Source organism: Cupriavidus consociatus (assembly GCF_017814975.1).
GTDB classification, from domain to species: Bacteria; Pseudomonadota; Gammaproteobacteria; order Burkholderiales; family Burkholderiaceae; genus Cupriavidus; species Cupriavidus consociatus.
On sequence record NZ_JAGIQA010000026.1, the window covers coordinates 52,853 to 73,033 of the forward strand.

General features: G+C 67.7%; 19 protein-coding genes and 1 pseudogene. 7 read left to right on the forward strand and 13 right to left on the reverse strand.

All coding sequences use genetic code 11. The features are described 5' to 3' along the window. Positions 1-9 precede the first annotated feature (9 nt). The 4 genes from fabI to J8I82_RS28445 all read right to left on the reverse strand — a co-directional run bounded on the left by fabI (position 10) and on the right by J8I82_RS28445 (position 4,708). Positions 10-789, reverse strand: coding sequence for an enoyl-ACP reductase FabI (gene fabI, locus J8I82_RS28430; protein WP_209762374.1), 780 nt, complete (start codon positions 787-789; stop codon positions 10-12). A gap of 58 nt (positions 790-847) precedes the next feature. Then, a complete protein-coding gene (locus J8I82_RS28435) occupies positions 848-3,193 on the reverse strand; it encodes a DUF3141 domain-containing protein (protein WP_209762377.1) in 2,346 nt (781 codons plus the stop codon). Positions 3,194-3,524: 331 nt separating this feature from the next. Continuing rightward, positions 3,525-4,418 (reverse strand): tyrosine-protein phosphatase, encoded by an 894-nt coding sequence (locus J8I82_RS28440; protein WP_245180205.1) that lies wholly within the window; start codon positions 4,416-4,418, stop codon positions 3,525-3,527. 44 nt (positions 4,419-4,462) lie between these two features. Further along, positions 4,463-4,708, reverse strand: a complete 246-nt coding sequence (locus J8I82_RS28445) for an RNA-binding protein (protein WP_209762556.1) — start codon at positions 4,706-4,708, stop codon at positions 4,463-4,465. Between the two features lie 415 nt (positions 4,709-5,123). On the opposite strand from J8I82_RS28445, the gene J8I82_RS28450 reads away from it, so the two are divergent. The 4 genes and pseudogenes from J8I82_RS28450 (at position 5,124) to J8I82_RS28465 (ending at position 8,747) form a co-directional block, all read left to right on the forward strand. Then, positions 5,124-6,671, forward strand: coding sequence for a DASS family sodium-coupled anion symporter (locus J8I82_RS28450; protein WP_209762380.1), 1,548 nt, complete (start codon positions 5,124-5,126; stop codon positions 6,669-6,671). A 30-nt stretch (positions 6,672-6,701) separates the two neighbouring features. Then, positions 6,702-7,106 (forward strand): annotated as a pseudogene (locus J8I82_RS39700) (Ldh family oxidoreductase); the annotation flags it as partial. A gap of 92 nt (positions 7,107-7,198) precedes the next feature. After that, on the forward strand, positions 7,199-7,894 hold the full coding sequence (locus tag J8I82_RS28460; RefSeq protein WP_209762382.1) for a transglycosylase domain-containing protein: 696 nt from the start codon (positions 7,199-7,201) through the stop codon (positions 7,892-7,894). 142 nt (positions 7,895-8,036) lie between these two features. After that, positions 8,037-8,747, forward strand: coding sequence for a DUF899 family protein (locus tag J8I82_RS28465; RefSeq protein ID WP_209762385.1), 711 nt, complete (start codon positions 8,037-8,039; stop codon positions 8,745-8,747). Positions 8,748-8,785: 38 nt separating this feature from the next. On the opposite strand, the gene J8I82_RS28470 is transcribed toward J8I82_RS28465, so the two are convergent. Genes J8I82_RS28470 through J8I82_RS28490 form a run of 5 tightly spaced genes read right to left on the reverse strand, consistent with a single transcriptional unit; the run spans position 8,786 to position 14,966 of the window. Then, positions 8,786-9,010, reverse strand: a complete 225-nt coding sequence (locus tag J8I82_RS28470) for a formate dehydrogenase subunit delta (RefSeq protein WP_116294412.1) — start codon at positions 9,008-9,010, stop codon at positions 8,786-8,788. Beyond that, positions 9,007-9,900, reverse strand: a complete 894-nt coding sequence (gene fdhD / locus J8I82_RS28475) for a formate dehydrogenase accessory sulfurtransferase FdhD (protein ID WP_209762388.1) — start codon at positions 9,898-9,900, stop codon at positions 9,007-9,009. Before fdhD ends, J8I82_RS28470 begins: the two co-directional genes overlap by 4 nt. 15 nt (positions 9,901-9,915) lie before the next feature. Continuing rightward, positions 9,916-12,819: a formate dehydrogenase subunit alpha gene (fdhF, locus tag J8I82_RS28480; RefSeq protein WP_209762391.1), complete on the reverse strand. Its 2,904-nt coding sequence runs from the start codon at positions 12,817-12,819 to the stop codon at positions 9,916-9,918. Between the two features lie 42 nt (positions 12,820-12,861). Continuing rightward, positions 12,862-14,451: a formate dehydrogenase beta subunit gene (locus tag J8I82_RS28485; protein WP_209762394.1), complete on the reverse strand. Its 1,590-nt coding sequence runs from the start codon at positions 14,449-14,451 to the stop codon at positions 12,862-12,864. After that, positions 14,448-14,966, reverse strand: a complete 519-nt coding sequence (locus J8I82_RS28490) for a formate dehydrogenase subunit gamma (RefSeq protein ID WP_209762397.1) — start codon at positions 14,964-14,966, stop codon at positions 14,448-14,450. The genes J8I82_RS28485 and J8I82_RS28490 overlap by 4 nt, the downstream gene beginning before the upstream one ends. Positions 14,967-15,125: 159 nt before the next feature. Between J8I82_RS28490 and J8I82_RS28495 the strand changes: the two genes are divergently transcribed. Further along, complete coding sequence (locus tag J8I82_RS28495; RefSeq protein ID WP_209762400.1) at positions 15,126-16,220, forward strand: substrate-binding domain-containing protein; 1,095 nt, start codon at positions 15,126-15,128, stop codon at positions 16,218-16,220. On the opposite strand, the gene fdxA is transcribed toward J8I82_RS28495, so the two are convergent. The 4 genes from fdxA to J8I82_RS28515 form a co-directional block, all read right to left on the reverse strand. Further along, a complete protein-coding gene (gene fdxA, locus J8I82_RS28500; protein WP_209762403.1) occupies positions 16,217-16,546 on the reverse strand; it encodes a ferredoxin FdxA in 330 nt (109 codons plus the stop codon). The two genes, J8I82_RS28495 and fdxA, sit on opposite strands and share 4 nt — an antisense overlap. Before the next feature lie 251 nt (positions 16,547-16,797). Then, positions 16,798-17,265 carry a hemerythrin domain-containing protein gene (locus tag J8I82_RS28505; RefSeq protein WP_209762406.1) on the reverse strand — a complete coding sequence of 156 codons (468 nt, stop codon included), beginning with the start codon at positions 17,263-17,265 and terminating at the stop codon, positions 16,798-16,800. 393 nt (positions 17,266-17,658) lie between these two features. Then, the gene (locus J8I82_RS28510; protein WP_209762409.1) at positions 17,659-17,895 is read right to left on the reverse strand and encodes a hypothetical protein; all 237 of its coding nucleotides are present in this window, start codon (positions 17,893-17,895) and stop codon (positions 17,659-17,661) included. Between the two features lie 2 nt (positions 17,896-17,897). Beyond that, the gene (locus J8I82_RS28515) at positions 17,898-18,155 is read right to left on the reverse strand and encodes a DUF6566 family protein (protein WP_209762411.1); all 258 of its coding nucleotides are present in this window, start codon (positions 18,153-18,155) and stop codon (positions 17,898-17,900) included. 326 nt (positions 18,156-18,481) lie between these two features. Here J8I82_RS28515 and J8I82_RS28520 point away from each other — a divergent pair, with 326 nt between their 5' ends. Then, positions 18,482-19,132, forward strand: coding sequence for a recombinase family protein (locus J8I82_RS28520; RefSeq protein ID WP_209762414.1), 651 nt, complete (start codon positions 18,482-18,484; stop codon positions 19,130-19,132). Positions 19,133-19,191: 59 nt separating this feature from the next. Next, positions 19,192-20,160 carry a chemotaxis protein CheB gene (locus J8I82_RS28525; protein WP_209762417.1) on the forward strand — a complete coding sequence of 323 codons (969 nt, stop codon included), beginning with the start codon at positions 19,192-19,194 and terminating at the stop codon, positions 20,158-20,160. Positions 20,161-20,181 lie beyond the last annotated feature (21 nt).

Genomic DNA, 20,181 nt, shown 5'->3' on the forward strand with positions numbered 1-20,181 from the left:
GCCCCCCCGCTACGCCATGATGTGCACGCCGCCATCGACGTACACCGTATTGCCCGAGATCCGCCGGGCGTATGGCGTAGCCAGGTACGCCGTGGCAAAACCGACGTCCATGATGTCGACCACCTCTCCCAGCGGGGCGCGCCCGGCGGCATCGGCCAGCATCTGGTCGAAGTCCTTCAGCCCCGACGCCGCGCGCGTCTTCAGCGGCCCGGGCGAGATCGCATGCACGCGGATGCCCTGTGGCCCCAGTTCATGCGCCAGGTAGCGGCAGCTGGCTTCCAGCGCAGCCTTGACCGGCCCCATCAGGTCATAGTTGGGGACCACGCGGTTGGCGCCTTCATAGCTCATCGCGAACAGCGTGCCGCCGTTGCGCATCAGCGGCGCGGCCAGCCGCGCCATGCGGATGAACGAATGGCATGAGACGTCCATGGCGCGCGCGAAGCCCTCTGCGGAGGAGTTGAGCAAGCCGCCCTGCAGGTCCTCCTTCGGCGCGAAGGCGATCGAGTGGACCACCGCGTCGAGCCCGCCCCATACCGCTTCGATGCGCGCGAACAGCGCGCGCATCTGCTCGGGGTCTTCCACGTTCAGCGGCATCAGGATCGGCGCCTGCACGGCCTCGGCCAGCGGCGCCACGTGCGGATAGGCCTTGTCGTTCAGGTACGTCATGGCGACCTGCGCGCCGAGCTCGTGGAAGGCCTTGGCGCAGCCCCACGCGATCGAGCCATCATTGGCGACGCCGGCCACCAGCACACGGGAACCGGCGAGCGCCGGGTTGGATACGTTGACCATCGATGCCTCCGGGGGAAGTTCAAGCTGGACTGCTGAAACGGATCGCTGGACGTACGGATCAGCTGCCGGCCCGCGGCGCAGCCTTGCGCTGCGCCGACGCGCGCGATGCCGGCTTGCCTGCGCTGTCGGCAATCTCGGGCGCCTCGCTGCCGGCCACGGCCGCGCCGTTGCCTTCGGCGGATCGCGGCGGATGGTGGCGCGTGCCCATCACCTCGGTCACTTCGCGGTAGCGCTCCAGCCGCTCGCCTTCGAGGGGACGGTCCAGCGTCATGACCCGGTGCACCGCGATCATCAGCCGGCGCCGCGAATCGCGGTCCGGCACCAGCGCCGGCAGCGCCTGCACCGCATGCCGCGGATAGCGCTGCACGATGAAGGTCTGCTGGCGCACCACCCGCTTGAACGTGGCCAGATTCACCTGCCCGGCGGCCTCGGGCTGCTCGCGCGCGAACCTGCGCAGCAGGTTGAAGGGACGCTCCTCGATCGAACTCGGGCGGTCCGCCACGTAGGCCAGCACGCGCACGAAGGCCTCGAGCTTGCCGCCGTGCTCGATCGCGGCCTCGGCGTCACGCAGCCGGCGCTCGGCCAGTTCCTTGCGCAACGCCTGCGTGACCGGCGATTCGGTATTGGCCGGCGGCTGCGCCTGCAGCCCCACCAGCGCGGCCATTGCCGGCGAGTTGTAGATGGCTTCGAAGGTCTGCTCGTACCACGCGTCGCGCACGTCGCGGAACTGGTCCAGCGCGCGGACGATCTGCGCCGACACTGCCTGCTCCAGCGTCAGGAAAGGATTGTCCGCGGACACCCGCGTGCGGTGCGAGCGCACCATCGGCGCGAGCGCGCCGATCCACGCCATCCACGGGTTCATGTCGGTGGCCAGCGAGCGTTCCAGCCGCGCGGGATGCAGATTGCGCATCCACTGCGCGCTGAGTTCGTTCGACATCGCGCGCACCCACGGCGAGACGAAGGTGTCGTACAGGTGCTGGTTGATCTCGGCGACGCGGTTCACCACCTCGAAGGCGCGCTCGTCCTCGCGCCCGTCGTCCAGCGCCAGGATGTCGGCCACGCTGCGGCGCTCGAAACGCACCAGGTAGCGCCCTTCGATCAGGTCGCGGTGTGGCATGTCGGGCGCGACGTCCTCGATCCTGGCTTCATACAGGCCCGGCGGCAGCACGTCGATCAGGTCCAGCGCGCAGAACAGTTCGCTGTGCTCGCGGTTCGCAACCCCGGCCGAGACAAAGATGCCGAGATGGCCGACCGTCGGATGCAGGCAATAGACGATGACCTGGTCGTTGGCCACCAGCTCCTCGTCGGTGGCGTACAGGTCGGGGATCCAGTTCAGCGCCTGCTGCGGCGGCGTGATGTTGTCCCCCCACGATGCGAACACGATCACCGGCGAGCGCACGTTGCGCAGGTCGACCACGGTCTTGCCGTCGCTGCTGCGCACCTGCCCCGCGGTCAGGCGGTTGCCGACGAACAGGTTCTGCACGATCCAGTCGATCTCTTCCCGGTTCATCAGGAAGTGGCCGCCCCACCAGCGCTCGAACTCCAGAAAGCGCGGGCCCTCGGTATCGGCCCTGGCGTAGACGTCGTAGAGCTTCGTCCACAGCGTGTTGGCCGGATTGAGCTTCTCGAAGTTCTGCACCAGCCAGGCGCCGTCGAAGCGCCCGTTGCCCATGTCGGCGGTCAGCGACGCCAGCCACGAGCCGCCCAGCAGCCCGCCGCTGTAGCGCATCGGGTTGCGTCCGCGCACGCCAGACCAGTAGGCCAGCGGCGCGCCGGCGACCAGCAGCGGTCCGCAGCGCTCTGGCGCCACCGCGGCCAGGATCATCAGCGCCCAGCCGGCCTGGCAGTTGCCGACGATAAAGGGCTTGCCCGGCGCGTCGGGATGGCGCTCGCTGACGAGCTGCAGGAAATGCGCCTCGGCGCGCGCAACCGATTCGATGGTCTGCCCCGGGCACGGCTGCTGGTAGAAGGTGATGAAGTAGCACGGATGCCCGGTGCGCAGCGCGATGCCGATCTCGCTGTCGGCCTTGAAGCCGCCGATGCCCGGGCCATGGCCAGCGCGCGGGTCGATCACCACGAAGGCGCGCTTGGACGGGTCGACGGGAGTGTCGGCGGGCGGCAGGATGCTCAGCAGCGCGTAGTTGACGGGCTCGGCCAGCTCGCGTCCGTCCACAAGCAGCTCATGCTCGAACACCAGCACGGCGGGCATGCCTTCGCGCTCGTGTTCGGAGGACTCGTTGCCGCGCTGGCGCAGGATATCGAGCAGCAGCACGTACCGCTGCCAGGCATCGGCGAAGTACTCGAGCGCCGGCTGCCCCTGGTACGGACTGGTACCGTCGGTGGTCGGGAGCGTGGCGGGCCCGGTGGCGCGCTGAGACGGATCGGCGGGTATGCGAGCGGTCATTCCACTTCCTCCACTTCGCCTGTTGGCGCCGTTTGCCGGCGTGCGCGCTGGCGGCGCGGGCCCGGGTGGCGCATGTTGCACTGCAACCAAAATAAAGCCTAGCAGCCGAGGCGGCGCGGTGCAAGGAAGGGACGGTGTGGCGAGGGCTACAGTTGCGAGGGGCCCCCTTCGGGATTTCGGCTGCCACCTCCTGTCTTGAGGGTGCCTTATGCTGGCGCGTTACGCTTGCGCGATGCAGCATTGCCCGTGCGCGCGCATCTGCGGCAATGACAGGCACCGCCCGCATCCTGCGCGAATGCGGACGGCTTTGATGCTTCCGGAGCGCGGCGCGTCAGTCTTCGAGGTAGTGCGCGCGCAGCTGCGCGACGTCGACGGCGAGCGCGTCGCTCAGGTAATTGTCGACGCTGCCCCAGCCCTGCTCGATCGCCTGCAGCGAGGCATCGAGATAGCTGGCACGGACTTCGAGCAGCGGCATCATGGCCTCTGCGCTCACGCCCAGCTGCGCCATGCGCGCCAGCGCGGTCTCGTTGAAGCGGGCATTGCGCTGGTTCGATTCCAGGTAGTTGGCGAGGATATCGTCCTGCGCGACGCCCAGAGCCGACAGCAGCAACAGCGAGGCAAAGCCGGTGCGGTCCTTGCCCGCGGTGCAGTGAAACAGCAGCGTCTTGCCCTGCTGCGCGGTCTGCATGAAGCCGCCGAAGGCGTCGCGGTAGCGCACCGGGAAATCGCGGTAGACCTCGAGCATGAAGCCGTCGATCTGCGCCGGCGTGCTGGCGCGCAGGCGCGGCATCAGCACGTCCATTGCCATGCTGCCGTCCAGCACCGGCACTGCCACCCAGTTGAAGCGCGCACCGAAGCCGGCCTCGTCCGGCGACTTCTCCCCGGGAGAACGGAAATCAACCACCATGTCGAGACCGAGCGCATGCAGCCGGTCCAGGTCCGCCTTGCTGGCCAGCGCCGGGTTGCCGCTGCGATACAGCCGGCCACTGCGCACGCGGCGGCCGGCGGCGCCGCGCAGGCCGCCGAGGTCGCGCGCATTGCTGATGGTGTCGAATGCCAGCGCCGCATGCCCGATCGTGCCGTTTGTGCCGTTTGTGCCGTTTGTGCCGTTTGTGCCGTTTGTGCCGTTTGTGCCGTTTGTACCGATCATGCCGTCCAGTGCCGCCGGCCCGGGCGACACGACCGTGTGGACATGCGGAAATGCCCGTCGGAACCACTTGTTCATTATTGCTCCCTGACTGTTCTTATCGATGCGGACCCCGGCAGCCGTCAGCGGCCGCGATACGCCGGCACATACCAGCGCAGGTGGCAGCCAGCGATATAGCGCCGGTCCAGCCGCGCCACCAGCTTCCACACCGCGAGCGCGCCGGCGTCGATATCGACCCAGGCCCACGGGCGCTTCGGGTCGCCGGCCTCGACCAGCTCGACCGAGCGGATGCTGGCGTAATGCGCCAGTGCCTTGCGCAGCGCTGCTGCGCTGAGTCCTGCCTTCAGTCCGCGCACCAAAACCTTCATCATCGGCTCCAATTATTTCAGATCACCCCGACGCATGCATCACCTGGCTGGCGGGGATTTGGCGGCGCGTGCGCCGCTTTGCCCGCCAGGCCTTGTGGCGCCTGCCTTTACAGATGGGATAACGAATTCGCCGCAAGATTTCGCCGTCCGAAGCAACACTTGATCTGAGTCATTGTCGGCGCAATGAGGCGTCTGGAATCCTCGACATCGTCCCTACCGGCTCGGACAATTCCTATCATGTCGAACGCAACGGCCAGGCCAGAAGCCCGGCCGCCAGAGCAAGCCCGACGCGGATGGCGCCTCGCGACTGACAGCCCCCGCCGGCGCAGTTGCCGGCCTGCCGCACCGATCGCATCGCACCAGCACGCCGTGTCGAGGTATCCGACAAGGATCCTCAACGAAAAGGATGATGGCGATGCCCGATACCTCTCACGCTTCACCGGCCTCCCCGACTCCACCAACTCCGCCGACGGCGCCCGCGACCGCTGCAACCGCCAGCGCCGCCGCGCCCAGGATGACGCTGCACTGGGGCCTGTTTCTCGCAGTCGCCGTGCTGCTCGGCGTACTCGCGATCCCGCAGCCGGAGGGACTGACCATTGCCGGCCAGCGCATGCTGGCCATCCTGGCCTTCGCCATTGTGGTGTGGATCACCGAGGCGGTCTCGTACGAGGCCAGCGCGATCATGATCACCTCGCTGATGGCCGGGCTGATCGGCTTCGCGCCGACGGTCAACGACCCCAGCGTCCAGTACGGCACCTCCCGGGCGCTGGGCATGGCGCTGGCCGGCTTCTCCAACACCGCGCTGGCGCTGGTGGCCGCGGCGCTGTTCATCTCCGCGGCCATGACCGTGACCGGGCTGGACCGGCGCATCGCGCTGGTGACGCTGTCGGCCATTGGCACCAGTACGCGCCGCATCCTGATCGGCACGATTGCCGTCACCATCGCGCTGAGCCTGGTGGTGCCGAGCGCCACCGCGCGCAGCGCCTGCGTGGTGCCGATCATGATGGGCGTGATCGCCGCGTTCGGCGTCGACAAGAAATCCAATATCGCCGCCGGCATCATGATCACGGTGGCGCAGGCCACCAGCATCTGGAACGTCGGCATCCAGACCGCCGCCGCGCAGAACCTGCTGACCGTGGGCTTCATGGACAAGCTGCTCGGCGAGCGCATCACCTGGCTGCAATGGCTGATCGCGGGCGCGCCGTGGGCCATCGTCATGTCGGTGGTGCTGTACTTCCTGGTGCGCTGGCTGCTGCCGCCCGAGACCGACGCGATTCCCGGCGGCAAGGAAGCGGTGCAGCGCGAGCTGTCCGGACTGGGCCCGATGACCAGCCCGCAGAAGCGCCTGGCCGCCGTGTCGATCGGCCTGCTGCTGTTCTGGGCCACCGAAGGCAAGCTGCACAGCTTCGACACCGCCACCGTGACCTTTGTCGGGCTGGTGATCCTGATGCTGCCGCGCATCGGCGTGATGGACTGGAAAACCATGCAGCAGCGCACGCCCTGGGGCACGCTGATCGTGTTCGGCGTCGGCATCAGCCTGGGCACGGCGCTGCTGTCCACCAAGGCCGGCCAGTGGCTGGGCGAGTTCGTGGTGACGCATTCGGGCCTGGCCACGCAGGGCGCGGTGATGGTGTTCGCGATCCTGGCGGCGTTCCTGATCCTGATCCACCTGGGCTTTGCCAGCGCCACCGCGCTGACCGCGGCGCTGCTGCCGATCCTGATCTCGGTGCTGCAGACCCTGCCCGGCGACATCAACCGCGTCGGCCTGACCATGCTGCTGGGCTTTACCGTGAGCTTCGGCTTTATCCTGCCGATCAACGCGCCGCAGAACATGGTGTGCCTGGGCACCGAGACCTTCAACGGACGCCAGTTCGCGCGCATCGGCATCCCGGTCACCATCGTCGGCTATGGCCTGATGCTGCTGTTCGCGGCCACCTACTGGCGCTGGCTGGGGTGGGTATGAGGATCATGAGGACGCCATGAAGAGGCCACGATGAAACTCTCCCTTGATTCCGCCCGCCGTTTTGCGCGCGACCTGCTGGTGGCGCAGTCCGTACCCGGGGATATCGCCGACGACGTCGCCGAGCACCTGGTCGAGCCGACCGCTGCGGCTACGCCAGCCACGGCATCTCGATCCTGCCCGGCTACCGCAAGGCGATCGAGACCGACAATGTCAACCGCGAAGGCCGCGCCACCTGCGCGCTGGACCGGGGCACGCTGATGGTGTTCGATGGCCACCAGCGCGATCGCCATCAACAAGGCCCGCGTGCTGGCGGAGAAAGGGGAAGCCGAGCCCGAGAACAGCATCATCGATGCCGAAGGCAATCCCACCACCGACGCGTCGACCATGTTCGGCGAAGACCCCGGCGCGCTGCTGCCGTTCGGCCTGCACAAGGGCCGAAGGGCTGACCGTGGCGGTGCCAGCAACCACGGGCGCGAGGGACAGCGGGGACTCTCACCCCGCCGCCCGCGGCTGGCACAATACGCGGCATGAAAAGTCTCTGGTCCGCCTTTCTCAAGCTGCTGGCGCTCGCCTTGGTCGGTGGCGCGCTGCTTGCCACCGTTGCCCTCCTCGCCGTCCAGCGGCAGCTGCCGTCGCTCGACGCGCTGCAGGATTTCCGCCGCACCGCTGACTACGTGCCGCTGTCGCGCTATCCGCGCGAGCTGATCGACGCCGTGGTGGCGATCGAGGACGAGCGCTTCTACGTGCATGACGGCATCGACTATGTCGGCGTGATCCGCGCGGGCGTCGCCAACCTGTCGGACGACCTGTCGCAGGGCGCGTCGACCATCACCATGCAGGTGGCGCGGAACTTCTACCTGTCGCGCGACAAGACCTATACGCGCAAGCTGTACGAGGTGCTGCTGTCGTACCGGATCGAGGACGCGCTGAGCAAGGACGAGATCCTCGAGCTGTACCTGAACAAGATCTACCTCGGCCAGGGCGCGTATGGCTTTGCCGATGCGGCGCAGACCTATTTCGGCAAGCCGCTGGCGCAACTGTCGCTGGCCGAATCCGCGATGCTGGCCGGCCTGCCCAAGGCGCCCTCGGCCAACAACCCGGTCGCCAATCCGCGCCGGGCGCGGCAACGGCAGGTCTATATCCTGCGGCGCATGCTGGAGCTGGGCAGGATTTCGCATCCCGAATATGACGGGGCGCTGCTGGAGCCCTTGCGCCTGAAGTGATGCCCGACGCGCGGCGCGGGAACGATCCGTGCCGGACGCGCACCAACCATGACGGGCCATGCCATCCGCAGCGCCCGCCTGGTGGCGGGCAGCGCACCTTGCATGGCTGTTCCGAGACGCTAGCCTGACAAGGAGGGCCGACATGGAAGCCAAGTCAACACTCACCCCGGCCACGGACCTGGCGCAACGCAATCCGGTTCATTTCCCCAACGAAAGTACCGAGTACCGCAAAGCCCGCAATGCGCTGCTGGCCGAAGAGATCGAACTGCGGCGGCATATCGAACGCGTCGCCGCGCAACGCCGCAAGCTGCCGCCCGGCGGCGAGGTCACCAGGCGCTATACCTTTCAGGGCGAACACGGCCCCGTGACGCTGGAAGACCTGTTCGGCGACAAGGACACTCTCATTATCTACAGCTACATGTTCGGGCCGCAGCGCGAACGTCCCTGCCCGATGTGCACGTCGCTGATGGCTTCGTGGGACCACAAGGTGCCGGATATCGAGCAGCGCGTGGCGCTGGCAATGATCGCTCGCTCACCGATCGAACGCCTGCTGCAGGCAAAGAAGGAACGAGGCTGGACCAGTCTGAAGGTCTATGCCGACCTCGACGGCGCATTCACGCGCGACTATGTCAGCCCGGAAGACGGCGACGTGCCCGGCTACTCGGTCTTCACGCGGCGCGACGGCAAGATCCGGCACTTCTGGAGCGGCGAGATGTATGCCCTCACGGCCGACCCCGGACAGGATCCGCGCGGCGCGCCGGACCTGGACCCGCTCTGGACGCTGCTGGACACCACGCCGGAAGGCCGCGGTGGCGACTGGTATCCGCAGCTGGAATACGGCAACAGCGGCTGACGCCCGGCGCTGGCGGTCGTTGGCCGCTGCCAGGCCTGCTATTCCAGCACGCTCCGGTGCCGCGCCAGCGCCTCCTGCACGATCGCATCCAGCCCGATGCCGGATTCGCTGTCGACGTGTCCCAGCAACGCCCTGCGCATGCGCGGTTCCCAGAAGCGCTTGATATGCCCGGCGATATCGGAGACCGCCTCCTCGCGATCGGGCATCGCCTCGAAGAAGCTGCCGATCTGGTTGGCCATGGTGATCAGGTTCTCGACGTTCATGCGAGGCTCGCTTCGTGTTGCAGGCCGTGTTGCCGGCCGTGTTGCAGGCGTTGGGGATGGGCATAGACCACGTGCGCGCCGGCGCGCACGAACCCGGCCAGCGTGATATTGCTTTGCTCGGCCAGCCGCACTGCCAGCGCTGTCGGCGCCGACACTGCCGCCAGTACGCCGGCGCCGATGGCGGCGGTCTTCAGCACCATTTCGTAGCTGGCCCGGCTGGTGACCAGCACGGCGCCCGTGGCAATGTCCTCGCCGCTGCGCGCGAGCGCGCCGGCCAGCTTGTCGAGCGCGTTGTGGCGCCCCACGTCTTCGCGCACCAACGATACGTGGCCATCGGCACGCAGCCATGCGGCGGCGTGCGTGGCGCCGGTGTGGCGCTGCAGTGCCTGGCGCAGCTGGAGCTGCACGAACGCGGCCTGGATCACGTCGGTATGGAAGCCGGCATCGCTGCGCACCGGCGCCGGCGCGCGCATCACCTGCTCGAGCGATTCGGTGCCGCACAGCCCGCAGCCGGTGCGCCCGGCCAGCGAGCGGCGCCGGTCCTTGAGCCGCATGAACGCTTCCGAGGCGATTTCCAGCCGCACCGCGATGCCATGCTCGCGCATGTCGACTTCGATGTCATAGACATCGCGCGCCGTCGACACGATGCCTTCGCTCAGGCTGAAGCCGAGCGCGAAGTCCTCCAGGTCGGCCGGCGTGGCGAGCATCACCGCGTGCGAGATGCCGTTGTATTCCAGCGCGACCGGCACCTCCTCGGCCACCTCGTCGGGACTGAGCGAGATCTCGCCCTGCCGCCAGCGGCTGACGGCAAAGGTGCTGTGGGTCGGCATCTCGTCCAGCGCAGCCGACGCGTCGGGAGGGGCCTGCGGTGACTGCATGCAGCGCATCATGATGTCGCCCTCCGCTCAGTTCGCGGCCTGCGCCGCGGTTTGTGCCGGGTCCGCGCTGGCGGCTTCCAGCAACTGCAGCTGCTGCGTGTTGAAGTCCTGGTACTGCTGCTGCCAGGCCGACGGCTGCGCCACCGGCATCACCTGCACCGCGGTGACCTTGTATTCCGGACAGTTGGTGGCCCAGTCCGAGTTGTCGGTGGTGATCACGTTGGCGCCGGATTCCGGGAAGTGGAAGGTGGTGTAGACCACGCCCGGCTGCATGCGCTCGCTGACAATGGCGCGCAGCACCGTATCGCCCGCGCGGCTCTGCACGCCGACCCAGTCGCCATCCTTGATGCCGCGCTCTTCCGCGTCGTGCGGATGGATTTCCAGCCGGTCCTCGGCGTGCCAGTAGACGTTATCCGTGCGCCGCGTCTGCGCGCCCACGTTGTACTGCGACAGGATGCGGCCGGTGGTCAGGATCAGCGGGAAGGCGCGCGTGATCTTCTCGGTGGTCGGCACATACTTGGTGATGATGAACTTGCCCTTGCCGCGCACGAAGGCATCGATATGCATGGTCGGCGTGCCTTCCGGCGCATCGGCGTTGCACGGCCACTGGATGCTGCCCAGTTCGTCCAGGCGCTTGTAGCTGACACCGGAGAATGTCGGCGTCAGGCGCGCGATCTCGTCCATGATCTGCGACGGGTGGGTGTAGTCCATCGGATAGCCGAGCGCGTTGGCCAGCAGGATGGTGGTTTCCCAGTCGGCGTAGCCGGCCTTGGGCGGCATCACCTTGCGCACGCGCGAGATGCGGCGTTCCGCGTTGGTGAAGGTGCCGTCCTTCTCCAGGAACGACGAACCCGGCAGGAACACGTGCGCGTACTTGGCGGTCTCGTTCAGGAAGATGTCCTGCACCACGATGCATTCCATCGACGACAGCGCCTCGGACACGTGCTGCGTGTTCGGGTCGGACTGCACAATGTCCTCGCCCTGGCAATACAGGCCCATGAAGCTGCCGGCCAGCGCGGCTTCGAACATGTTGGGGATGCGCAAGCCCGGCTCCGGGCTGATCTCGACATTCCACGCGGATTCGAACAGGCCGCGCACGGTCGAGTCCGACACGTGGCGATAGCCCGGCAGCTCATGCGGGAACGAGCCGATATCGCACGAACCCTGCACGTTGTTCTGCCCGCGCAGCGGGTTCACGCCCACGCCTTCGCGGCCGATGTTGCCGGTGGCCATGGCCAGGTTGGCGATGCCCATCACGGTGGTCGAACCCTGCGCATGCTCGGTCACGCCCAGGCCGTAATAGATCGCGGCATTGCCGCCGGTGGCGTACAGGCGCGCGGCGCCGCGCAGCAGGTCGGCGGGAATGCCGGTGACGCTTTCCATTGCCTCGGGCGAGTTCTCCGGCTGCGCGACAAAATCGCGCCACTGGTTGAACGCACGGTCCTCGCAGCGCTCGGCGATAAAGGCTTCGTTGAGCAGCCCTTCGGTGACGATCACGTGTGCCAGCGACGTCACCAGCGCGACGTTGGTCCCCGGGCGCAGTTGCAGGTGGAAATCGGCACGGATATGCGGCGAGTCGACCAGGTCGATGCGGCGCGGATCGACCACGATCAGCTTCGCGCCGGCCCGCAGCCGCTTCTTCATGCGCGAGGCAAACACCGGGTGGCCGTCGGTCGGGTTGGCGCCGATCACCATGATCACGTCGGCCTTTTCCACCGACTTGAAGGTCTGCGTGCCCGCCGATTCGCCCAGCGTCTGCTTCAGGCCATAGCCGGTGGGCGAATGGCAAACGCGCGCGCAGGTGTCAACGTTGTTGTTGCCGAAGGCGGCGCGCACCAGCTTCTGCACCAGGTAGCCCTCTTCGTTGGTGCAGCGCGACGACACGATGCCACCGATCGAATCCTTGCCGTGCTTCGCCTGGATGCGCTTGAACTCGGAAGCCGCGTAGCCGATCGCCTCTTCCCACGACACTTCGCGCCACGGGTCGGTGATCTTCGCGCGGATCATCGGCTTGAGGATGCGGTCCTTGTGTGTCGCATAGCCCCACGCAAAGCGGCCCTTGACGCAGGCGTGGCCTTCGTTGGCCTTGCCGTCCTTGTACGGCACCATGCGCACCACTTCATTGCCCTTCATCTCGGCCTTGAACGAGCAGCCCACGCCGCAGTAGGCGCACGTGGTGACGGTGCTGTGCGAGGCCTGGCCCAGCTTGATCACCGAGGTCTCGGTCAGCGTCGCGGTCGGGCACGCCTGCACGCAGGCGCCGCACGAGACGCAGTCTGATTCCATGAACGACTGGCTGGTGCCGGGCGAGACGCGGGAATCAAACCCGCGGCCGCTGATGGTCAGCGCGAAGGTGCCTTGCGTCTCTTCGCAGGCGCGCACGCAGCGGTTGCAGACGATGCACTTCGAAGCGTCATAGGTGAAGTAGGGATTCGATTCGTCCTTCTTCAGCGCGGTGTGCGTGGCGATGGGCTTGGCGCTTGTACCAACATCCGGCCCGCCGTCGTTGTAGCGCACTTCGCGCAGCCCCACCACGCCGGCCATGTCCTGCAGCTCGCAGTTGCCGTTGGTCGGGCAGGTCAGGCAGTCGAGCGGGTGGTCGGAGATATACAGTTCCATCACGCCGCGGCGCAGGTCGGCGAGCTTGTCGCTCTGCGTCTTCACCTTCATGCCGGCTTCCACCGGCGTGGTGCACGAGGCCGGATAGCCGCGGCGCCCTTCGATCTCGACCAGGCACAGGCGGCACGAGCCGAAGGCCTTGAGGCTGTCGGTCGCGCACAGCTTGGGCACGGCGATCTCGGCTTCCATCGCGGCGCGCATCACCGACGTGCCGGCGGGCACGGTGACGCTGACGCCGTCGACTTCAAGGGTGACCATCTCGGTCGATTCGCTGGCGGGGGTACCGAAGTCGATCACATCGCGGCAGTCCATCTTTGTCTCCCGTGTTCTGTTCTGGCGTCAGACAATGTCGGCTTAAGCCGCCTTGGCCGGCGCAGTTGTCCGATTAGGGGCGAGGCCGAAGTCCTCGGGGAATTCATTGAGCGCGGACAGCACCGGGTATGGCGTCATGCCGCCCATCGCGCAGAGCGAGCCGTACAGCATGGTGTCGCACAGGTCGCGCACCAGCTTGACGTGCCGGATGACGCTTTCCTGCGGCTCGTCGCCGGCGATGATGCGGTCCATCACCTCGACGCCGCGGGTCGAGCCGATCCGGCACGGCGTGCACTTGCCGCAGGATTCGATCGCGCAAAACTCCATCGCGTAGCGCGCCTGCTTCGCCATGTCGACGGTCTCGTCGAACACCACGATGCCGCCGTGGCCGACCACGCCGCCGAACGCGGCATAGGCCTCGTAGTCCAGCGGCACGTCGAAGCGCGACTCCGGCAGGTAGGCGCCAAGCGGGCCGCCCACCTGCACCGCGCGGATGGCGCGGCCGCTGCGGGTGCCGCCGCCGTAGTCGACCAGCAGCTCGCGCAGCGTGACGCCGAACGCCTTCTCGACCAAACCACCTTGCTTGATATTGCCGGCCAGCTGGAACGGCAGCGTGCCGCGCGAACGGCCCATGCCGTAGTCGCGGTAGTACTGCGCGCCGCGCGCCAGGATCACCGGCACGGTGGCCAGGGAGATCACGTTGTTGATGGCAGTGGGCTTGCCGAACAGACCCTCCAGTGCCGGCAGCGGCGGCTTGGCGCGCACCACGCCGCGCTTGCCCTCCAGGCTTTCCAGCAGCGCGGTTTCCTCGCCGCAGACATAGGCGCCCGCGCCCTTGCGCACTTCAAGGTGGAAGCGCTTGCCGCTGCCGCGGAGATCTTCGCCCAGCCAGCCGCCCGCGTTGGCGATGGCGATGGCGCTTTCCAGCACGGCGATGGCGTGGGGGTATTCGGAACGGCAGTAGATGTAGCCCTGCTCGGCGCCCACCGCGAGGCCGGCGATGGTCATGCCTTCGATCAGCATGAACGGGTCGTCCTCCATCACCATGCGGTCGGAGAACGTGCCCGAGTCGCCTTCGTCGGCATTGCACACGATGTACTTGACGGCCGACTGCGCGCCCAGCACCGTCTTCCACTTGATGCCGGTCGGGAAGGCCGCGCCGCCGCGGCCGCGCAGGCCGGAATCGGTAACTTCCTGCACGATCTCGGCGGGCGCCATCGACAGCGCGCGCTCCAGGCCGGCGAAGCCCTCGTGCGCGCGGTAGTCGTCCAGCGACAGCGGGTCGGTGATGCCGACGCGGGCAAAGGTCAGGCGCTCCTGTTTCTTGAGGAACGGGATCTCCTCGGTCAGGCCAAGCGCCAGCGCGTGCGCACCGCCCTGCAGCAGGCCCGCGTCGAACAGCGACGGCACGTCTGCCGCGCTGACCGGGCCATAGGCCACGCGCCCCGCCTCGGTCTGCACCTCGACCAGCGGCTCGAGCCAGAACATGCCGCGCGAGCCGTTGCGGACGATGCGCACCGCTTCGCCGCGCCGGGCCGCCTCGCGTTCGATCGCGCGGGCGACTTCATCGGCGCCGAGCGCCAGCGCGGTGGAATCGCGCGGCACGAAGATGGTGTTGACAGTGGCGCTCATGCCTGGGCCTCCGCGGTTTCGTTGGCGGCCTGCGCTTCGCGCAGCGACCGCACCAGTGCATCGAAGCGCTTCGCATCGACATAGCCGTGCAGCCGTTCGCCGACCATCACGGCCGGGCCGCACGCGCACTGGCCCAGGCAGTACACCGGCTCCAGCGTGACCGCGCCGTCGGCAGTGGTTTCATGGAAGCCGCACCCCAGCGCACGTTTGGCGTGGTCGGCCAGCGCCTCGGCGCCGACCGCCTGGCAGGCTTCGGCGCGGCACACCTGGATCACATGGCGCCCGGCCGGCTGCTGGCGGAAGTGGTGGTAGAAGGTGATCACGCCATGCACCTCGGCCCGCGACAGGTTCAGCGCGCGGGCGATCACCGGCACGGCTGCGTCCGGGATATGGCCCTGTGTGTCCTGGATCTCGTGCAGGATCGGCAGCAATGCGCCCGGCATGTCTTGCCGCGCGGCGACGATGGCGTCGATGGCGGCCGCGGAGGCCTGGGCGGTGGGAGCGATGTCTGGCATGGCGTCTCCTGTGGGGGTCGCTGGGGCTGGCAGCCACTGCCGTCCGCACCCCTTATATGCTATTTTTTTCCTATTCCCGACCCGTCAGCTACGCTGCAGAGGCCGTGGAATGCAATATAAGAGAGTGACAGCGGCCCATCAATAAGCTATTTTTTTCATATGCTCCGTATCTCGATCCTCCCCCACCTGCAAATCCGCGACGACGCCGCGGCCAGCACCGACGCCCTCGACGTATCGCGGCTGGTTGCCCTGCTCGGCCATATCGAGGAATCAGGCAGCATCAGTCACTCCGCGCAGGCGGTGTCGCTGTCGTACCGCTACGCTTGGGGCATCCTGCGCGATGCCGAGGCGCTGTTCGGCGGCCCGCTGATCGACAAGACCCGCGGGCGCGGCAGCGCGCTGACGCCGCTGGCGCAGCAGCTGGTGTGGGCCAGCAAGCGCATCGGCGCGCGGCTGTCGCCGACGCTGGACAGCCTGGCATCCGAGCTGGAAATCGAGCTGAAGAAGCTGATGGAGCAGTCCGGGGCGGCAGTGCGGCTGCACGCCAGCCACGGCTTCGCGGTGGCCGCGCTGCGCGATTTCCTCGACGAACAGCACGTGCGGCACGACCTGAAGTACTGCGGCAGCGTCGAGGCGGTGGCGGCGCTGGCCGAGGGGGCGTGCGATATTGCCGGCTTCCATGTGCCGGTGGGCGAGTTCGAGCACGGCATGTGGCGCCACTTCACCACCTGGCTCAAGCCCGACACGCACTGCCTGGTGCACCTGGCGGTGCGCAGCCAGGGACTGTTCGTGCGCCCGGGCAACCCGCTCGGGATCCGCACGCTGGAAGACCTGATCCGGCGCGAGGTGCGCTTCGTCAACCGGCAGGTGGGCTCGGGCACGCGGCTGCTGCTCGACCTGATGCTGGCCGCGCGCCATATCGACCCGGCACGGATCGAGGGCTATAGCAACGGCGAGTTCACCCACGCCGCGGTGGCGGCGTATATCGGCAGCGGCATGGCGGATGTGGGCTTCGGCGTGGAAACCGCGGCGCGGCGGTTCGGGCTGGGGTTCGAGCCGGTGATCAAGGAGCGCTACTTCTTCGCCATCGAAAAATCGAAGCTGCGCAGCGCGGCGCTGTCGGGCGCGGTCGGCGCGCTGACCAGCGAGGCCTTCCGCCAGCGCGTCAATGCGCTGCCGGGCTATGACGGCGCGCTGACCGGCAGCGTGCTGTCGCTGGGCGAAGCGTTCCCCGACTACGCCGGCACGCGCTAGCGCACCAGCAGCGCCAGGCGGTCAGGATGGTCCGCCCATTGCTCGTGGCCGGCGATCGGGCCCTTGGCCTGCAGCAGCGGCGGCCAGTCCGGCCGGCGCGACAGTTCGGCGTTCAGCGCAACGAAATGGCGCTTGTCGTCGGGAAGGTCATGCTCTGAACAGATGGCGCCCACGGGGCACATCGGCACGCACATCGAGCAGTCGATGCACTGGTCGGGGTCGATGGCGAGGAAGTTGGGCCCTTCGTGGAAGCAGGTCATCGGGCAGACTTCTACACAATCGGTATGGCGGCACTGGATGCAGGCATCCGTCACGACAAAGGTCATGGGCAGGACAGTACGGCGGTACGGCAGTACGGCAGTGAAAACCGCGCCATGGTAGCCGCCTGACGGCCGCAATGGGACCCGCTGCCTTGTGCGACTCCTTCAAATCGACTGATGTCCGCGCTGTTCCGCGCTGCTCGGGAGGCAAAGGGGAAGAAGCTGGCAGAAGTGGCCGGAGTCATCGGGCGGCAAACGAGCACGAGGGGTGGCGGAAGATCGCCCCGCCACCCCTCGCTGCGCACGTGGAAAACCGGTCAGGCGGTTTCCTGCATCAGTTCTTCCTTGCGCGCCGCCATGGCCTGTGCCACGTCGCGCAGGCTTATCTTCTCCCTGATCACGTTCTTGAACAGTTCGCCCTCCTCTTCCTCGATATGGTGAGCGACGTACTCGGACAGCACCGTGAAGCTGGCTTCGAGCATATCGCCGGCCGGGTCGCCCTCGATCGCCGCGATCAGGTCCTTGGCGACCTGATGCTCGACCTGGGCTTCGTCCAGCATGTCGTCGATGTCATCGCCGGCGCCGCGCAACGCCGGGTAGAAAATCTCTTCCTCGATGGTGGCATGCACGGTCAGCTGGTGGCAGACCTCGAGCGCGATCGATTCCTTTTCATTGCGGTCTTCGGTGTCCTTGAAAGCCTTGAACAGCTTCTTGACCGCGCGGTGATCGTCCATCAGGGCACCGAGGGCCTCGGCCTGGTCTGCAGGGATCTTCGACTTGTCCACGATTACCTCCTGGGAGCTTGGATGGGAAGCCGGCCGTAATCGGCTTTGCCACCCGTGCAGGCAGGTTCTGTGCCCAGCCCGTGCACGGCAGAGCCGGGGCAGCGGCGGCACGATCCGGCACGCGTGCACGGCACACATTGCAATTCCTGCGCGAAGGGTTGTTATTTGTGCCCGCCAAGGCGCGCGCCGCCGCAGCCGGGTCCAGGCGCGTGGCGCCCGGTGCTTGCAGCTGCCGACGGCGGCGCACGCGAGAACAAGAAGACTGGAAACACGCGAACGCCGGACGGCGCAGGCATTGGCCGCCACGGCGTGGACGACCCTCGAGGGAGTGCCTTCGCGCCGGCCGGAACGCCGTCAGAGGTGTGGCGCTGCCTGGCGGGCCAGCCTTGCAGGTCAGGCTTGCGGCTTCGAGCCGAGCCCCGCAGCCGCAGGGCAGGCGACGGTGCGGCGCGGGGCGCGCATGCCGCCCTGCGAGATCGGCACGCCCGGGAAGGCGCGCGCGCAGAACCGTTGCGCGGCCTGGCGCGAATCGAAACCCGTCGGCCCGCCGGCGCTCTCGTCCTCATGGACCGGCGTGGCGTACCAGCGCCCGCACACTGCGGTGATGACAATGTGGATCACCCTGGCCATGGCTACGTCCTCGCCGCCACAGGCTTGCGCACGCCGGCACGCACGTCGGTGTAGCCGCACACGCGCATGTCGACCCAGCCCTTGCCCCAGGCTATGCCTTCGGCAATGGCACGCTCCCGAGTCGGATGGCAGCCCAGCGGCCCGGAACTGTTCACCGGCGTGCCATCGTGCTCGACCATACCCGACGCTTCAAACAGCCCGCTGGCGCCCGCGTGCGCCGTGCCGTGAACGAGATAGCCGAAATAGTGCTGCGCTGTCATTGCCTGCCCCTTGCCGTGGAGATCCGCCGCTCGTGATTGCCGATGGTGTTGGCGCCCGCACACGCCTGGCGTCCTGCGCACACGCAGGCCGCACCTACAGGACATCCTAGCCGAGGCATGCGCGTCGCAGAGCCATTCGAAAGAGTACGTAAAAGCCGCTTTACGTACACGCCAAAAATGCACACATGCGCACGTTAACCGTCACTATCATGCCGCGCCCTGCTGCTGGGACGAGTTTTGCTAATCAGAAGAAACAGGTCGTCTGCAGGCTGCCGGGAGGAACGCCCGCCGCGCGACCGGAGACGAAACCAGAACGAGGATTTCTCATGACGTCTACCTTCATCTACTCGAACCGCACCCGTGACCTCGAAACGATGGAAGACGAATTGCGCATAGCCGACCGGGCTGGCTATACCGTCGACCTGCGCCGGGCATTCTGGGAGTGCGAGCCGGCCTCGGTGCCCGCGGCCGAGCGGTCACGGCTGCTGTCGCTGCTGCAACGGGTGCGGGCCGGGGATACCGTAGTGACGATGCAGCTGAGCTGCCTGGGCTGGAGCGTGCAGGAAGTGCTGGGCACGATCCGCAGGTTCCGCCTGCTCGGGGTTGCGTTGCATTGCGTGCAGCTCACCCGCGCCAACCTGAGCAGCCCCACCCCGCCCGAGGCGGTCATGGTGCTGCGCGCGGTGGCTGCGCTGGAGGGCAGCACGCGCAGTGCGCGCGTGCGCGACAGCCTGGCGGCGGCCAAGGCCATGGGCCGGGCGGTCGGACGCCCGCCCAAGCACAAGCCTGACGAGCGCGATGCCATCCTGCGCTCGCTGGCGGAAGGCCTCTCGGTCAGCGAAACCGCGCGGCGCTTCAACACCTCGCGCCAGACCGTGCTGCGGATACGCGCGGCGGCACCAGCCATCGTCCAGCCAGCCGAGGCCGGCGCCGCTGCCGCGCCCGAAGTGCCGGCAGAGGTATCCACCGCGGAGTAGACCGCAGTCTGTCGATCCCTCGTGCGAGGGGCGGTGGCCTGAACCCAACCCGAGATCCCATGAAGCGCGACACCATAGTCCTGGGCACCTCCTCCGGCGGCGTCGATGCGCTGCGGGACATCGCCGCCGGCCTGCCACCGGACCTGGATGCGACCGTACTGGCCGTCCTGCACATCGGCGCCAACCCGAGCATGCTGCCCGACATGCTGACCAGCGTCGGGCCGCTGCCGGCGCGCCACGCCCGCGATGGCGAGCCGCTGCGACCCGGCGCGATCTACGTGGCGCCGCCCGACCAGCATCTGATGATCGTCGACGAGCATGTGCGGCTGGTGCGCGGCCCGAAAGAGAACTTCGCGCGGCCGGCGATCGACCCGCTGTTCCGCAGCGCGGCCGTGGCGCGCGGCAACCGCGTCGTGGCGGCGGTGCTGACCGGCCAGCTCGACGACGGCGGGGCCGGCCTGCGCGCGGTACGCGAGTGCGGCGGCGTGACCATCGTGCAGGATCCCGACAGCGCTTTTGCCGCCGACATGCCGCGCAACGCCATCCGCGCCTCGCCACCCGACTACGTGCTGCCACTGGCGGCGATCGCCCCCAAGCTGGTCGAACTGGCCGGCTCCGCGGCAGGCCCCCCCGCCGACCCGCCCGAATCGCTGCGCATCGAGAACAGCATCACGCTGGGCCCCTCCTCGATCGGGGCAGTGGACAAGATCGCGCTGCCTTCGGCGCTGACGTGTCCTGAATGCGGCGGCGCGCTATGGCAAGTGCGCGAGGCGGTGCCGCCGCGCTTTCGTTGCCACACCGGGCATGCCTTCGGCATGTCTACGCTGCGCCAGGCCGCCAATGGCGCACTCGAACATACGCTCTTCGACGCCTTGCGCGCACTGCACGAACAGCGCGAGCTTTACACGCAGATTGCGGCGTATCATATGCAGGTCGGCGAAACCAGCGAATCACGCCGGTACACCGAGGCAGCGGGCCGCGCTGCAGCGTCTGCGAAGCGCATCGAAGGCTGGCTTCGCGAAGGATAGCGCCGCACCGGCCGGCGCAGT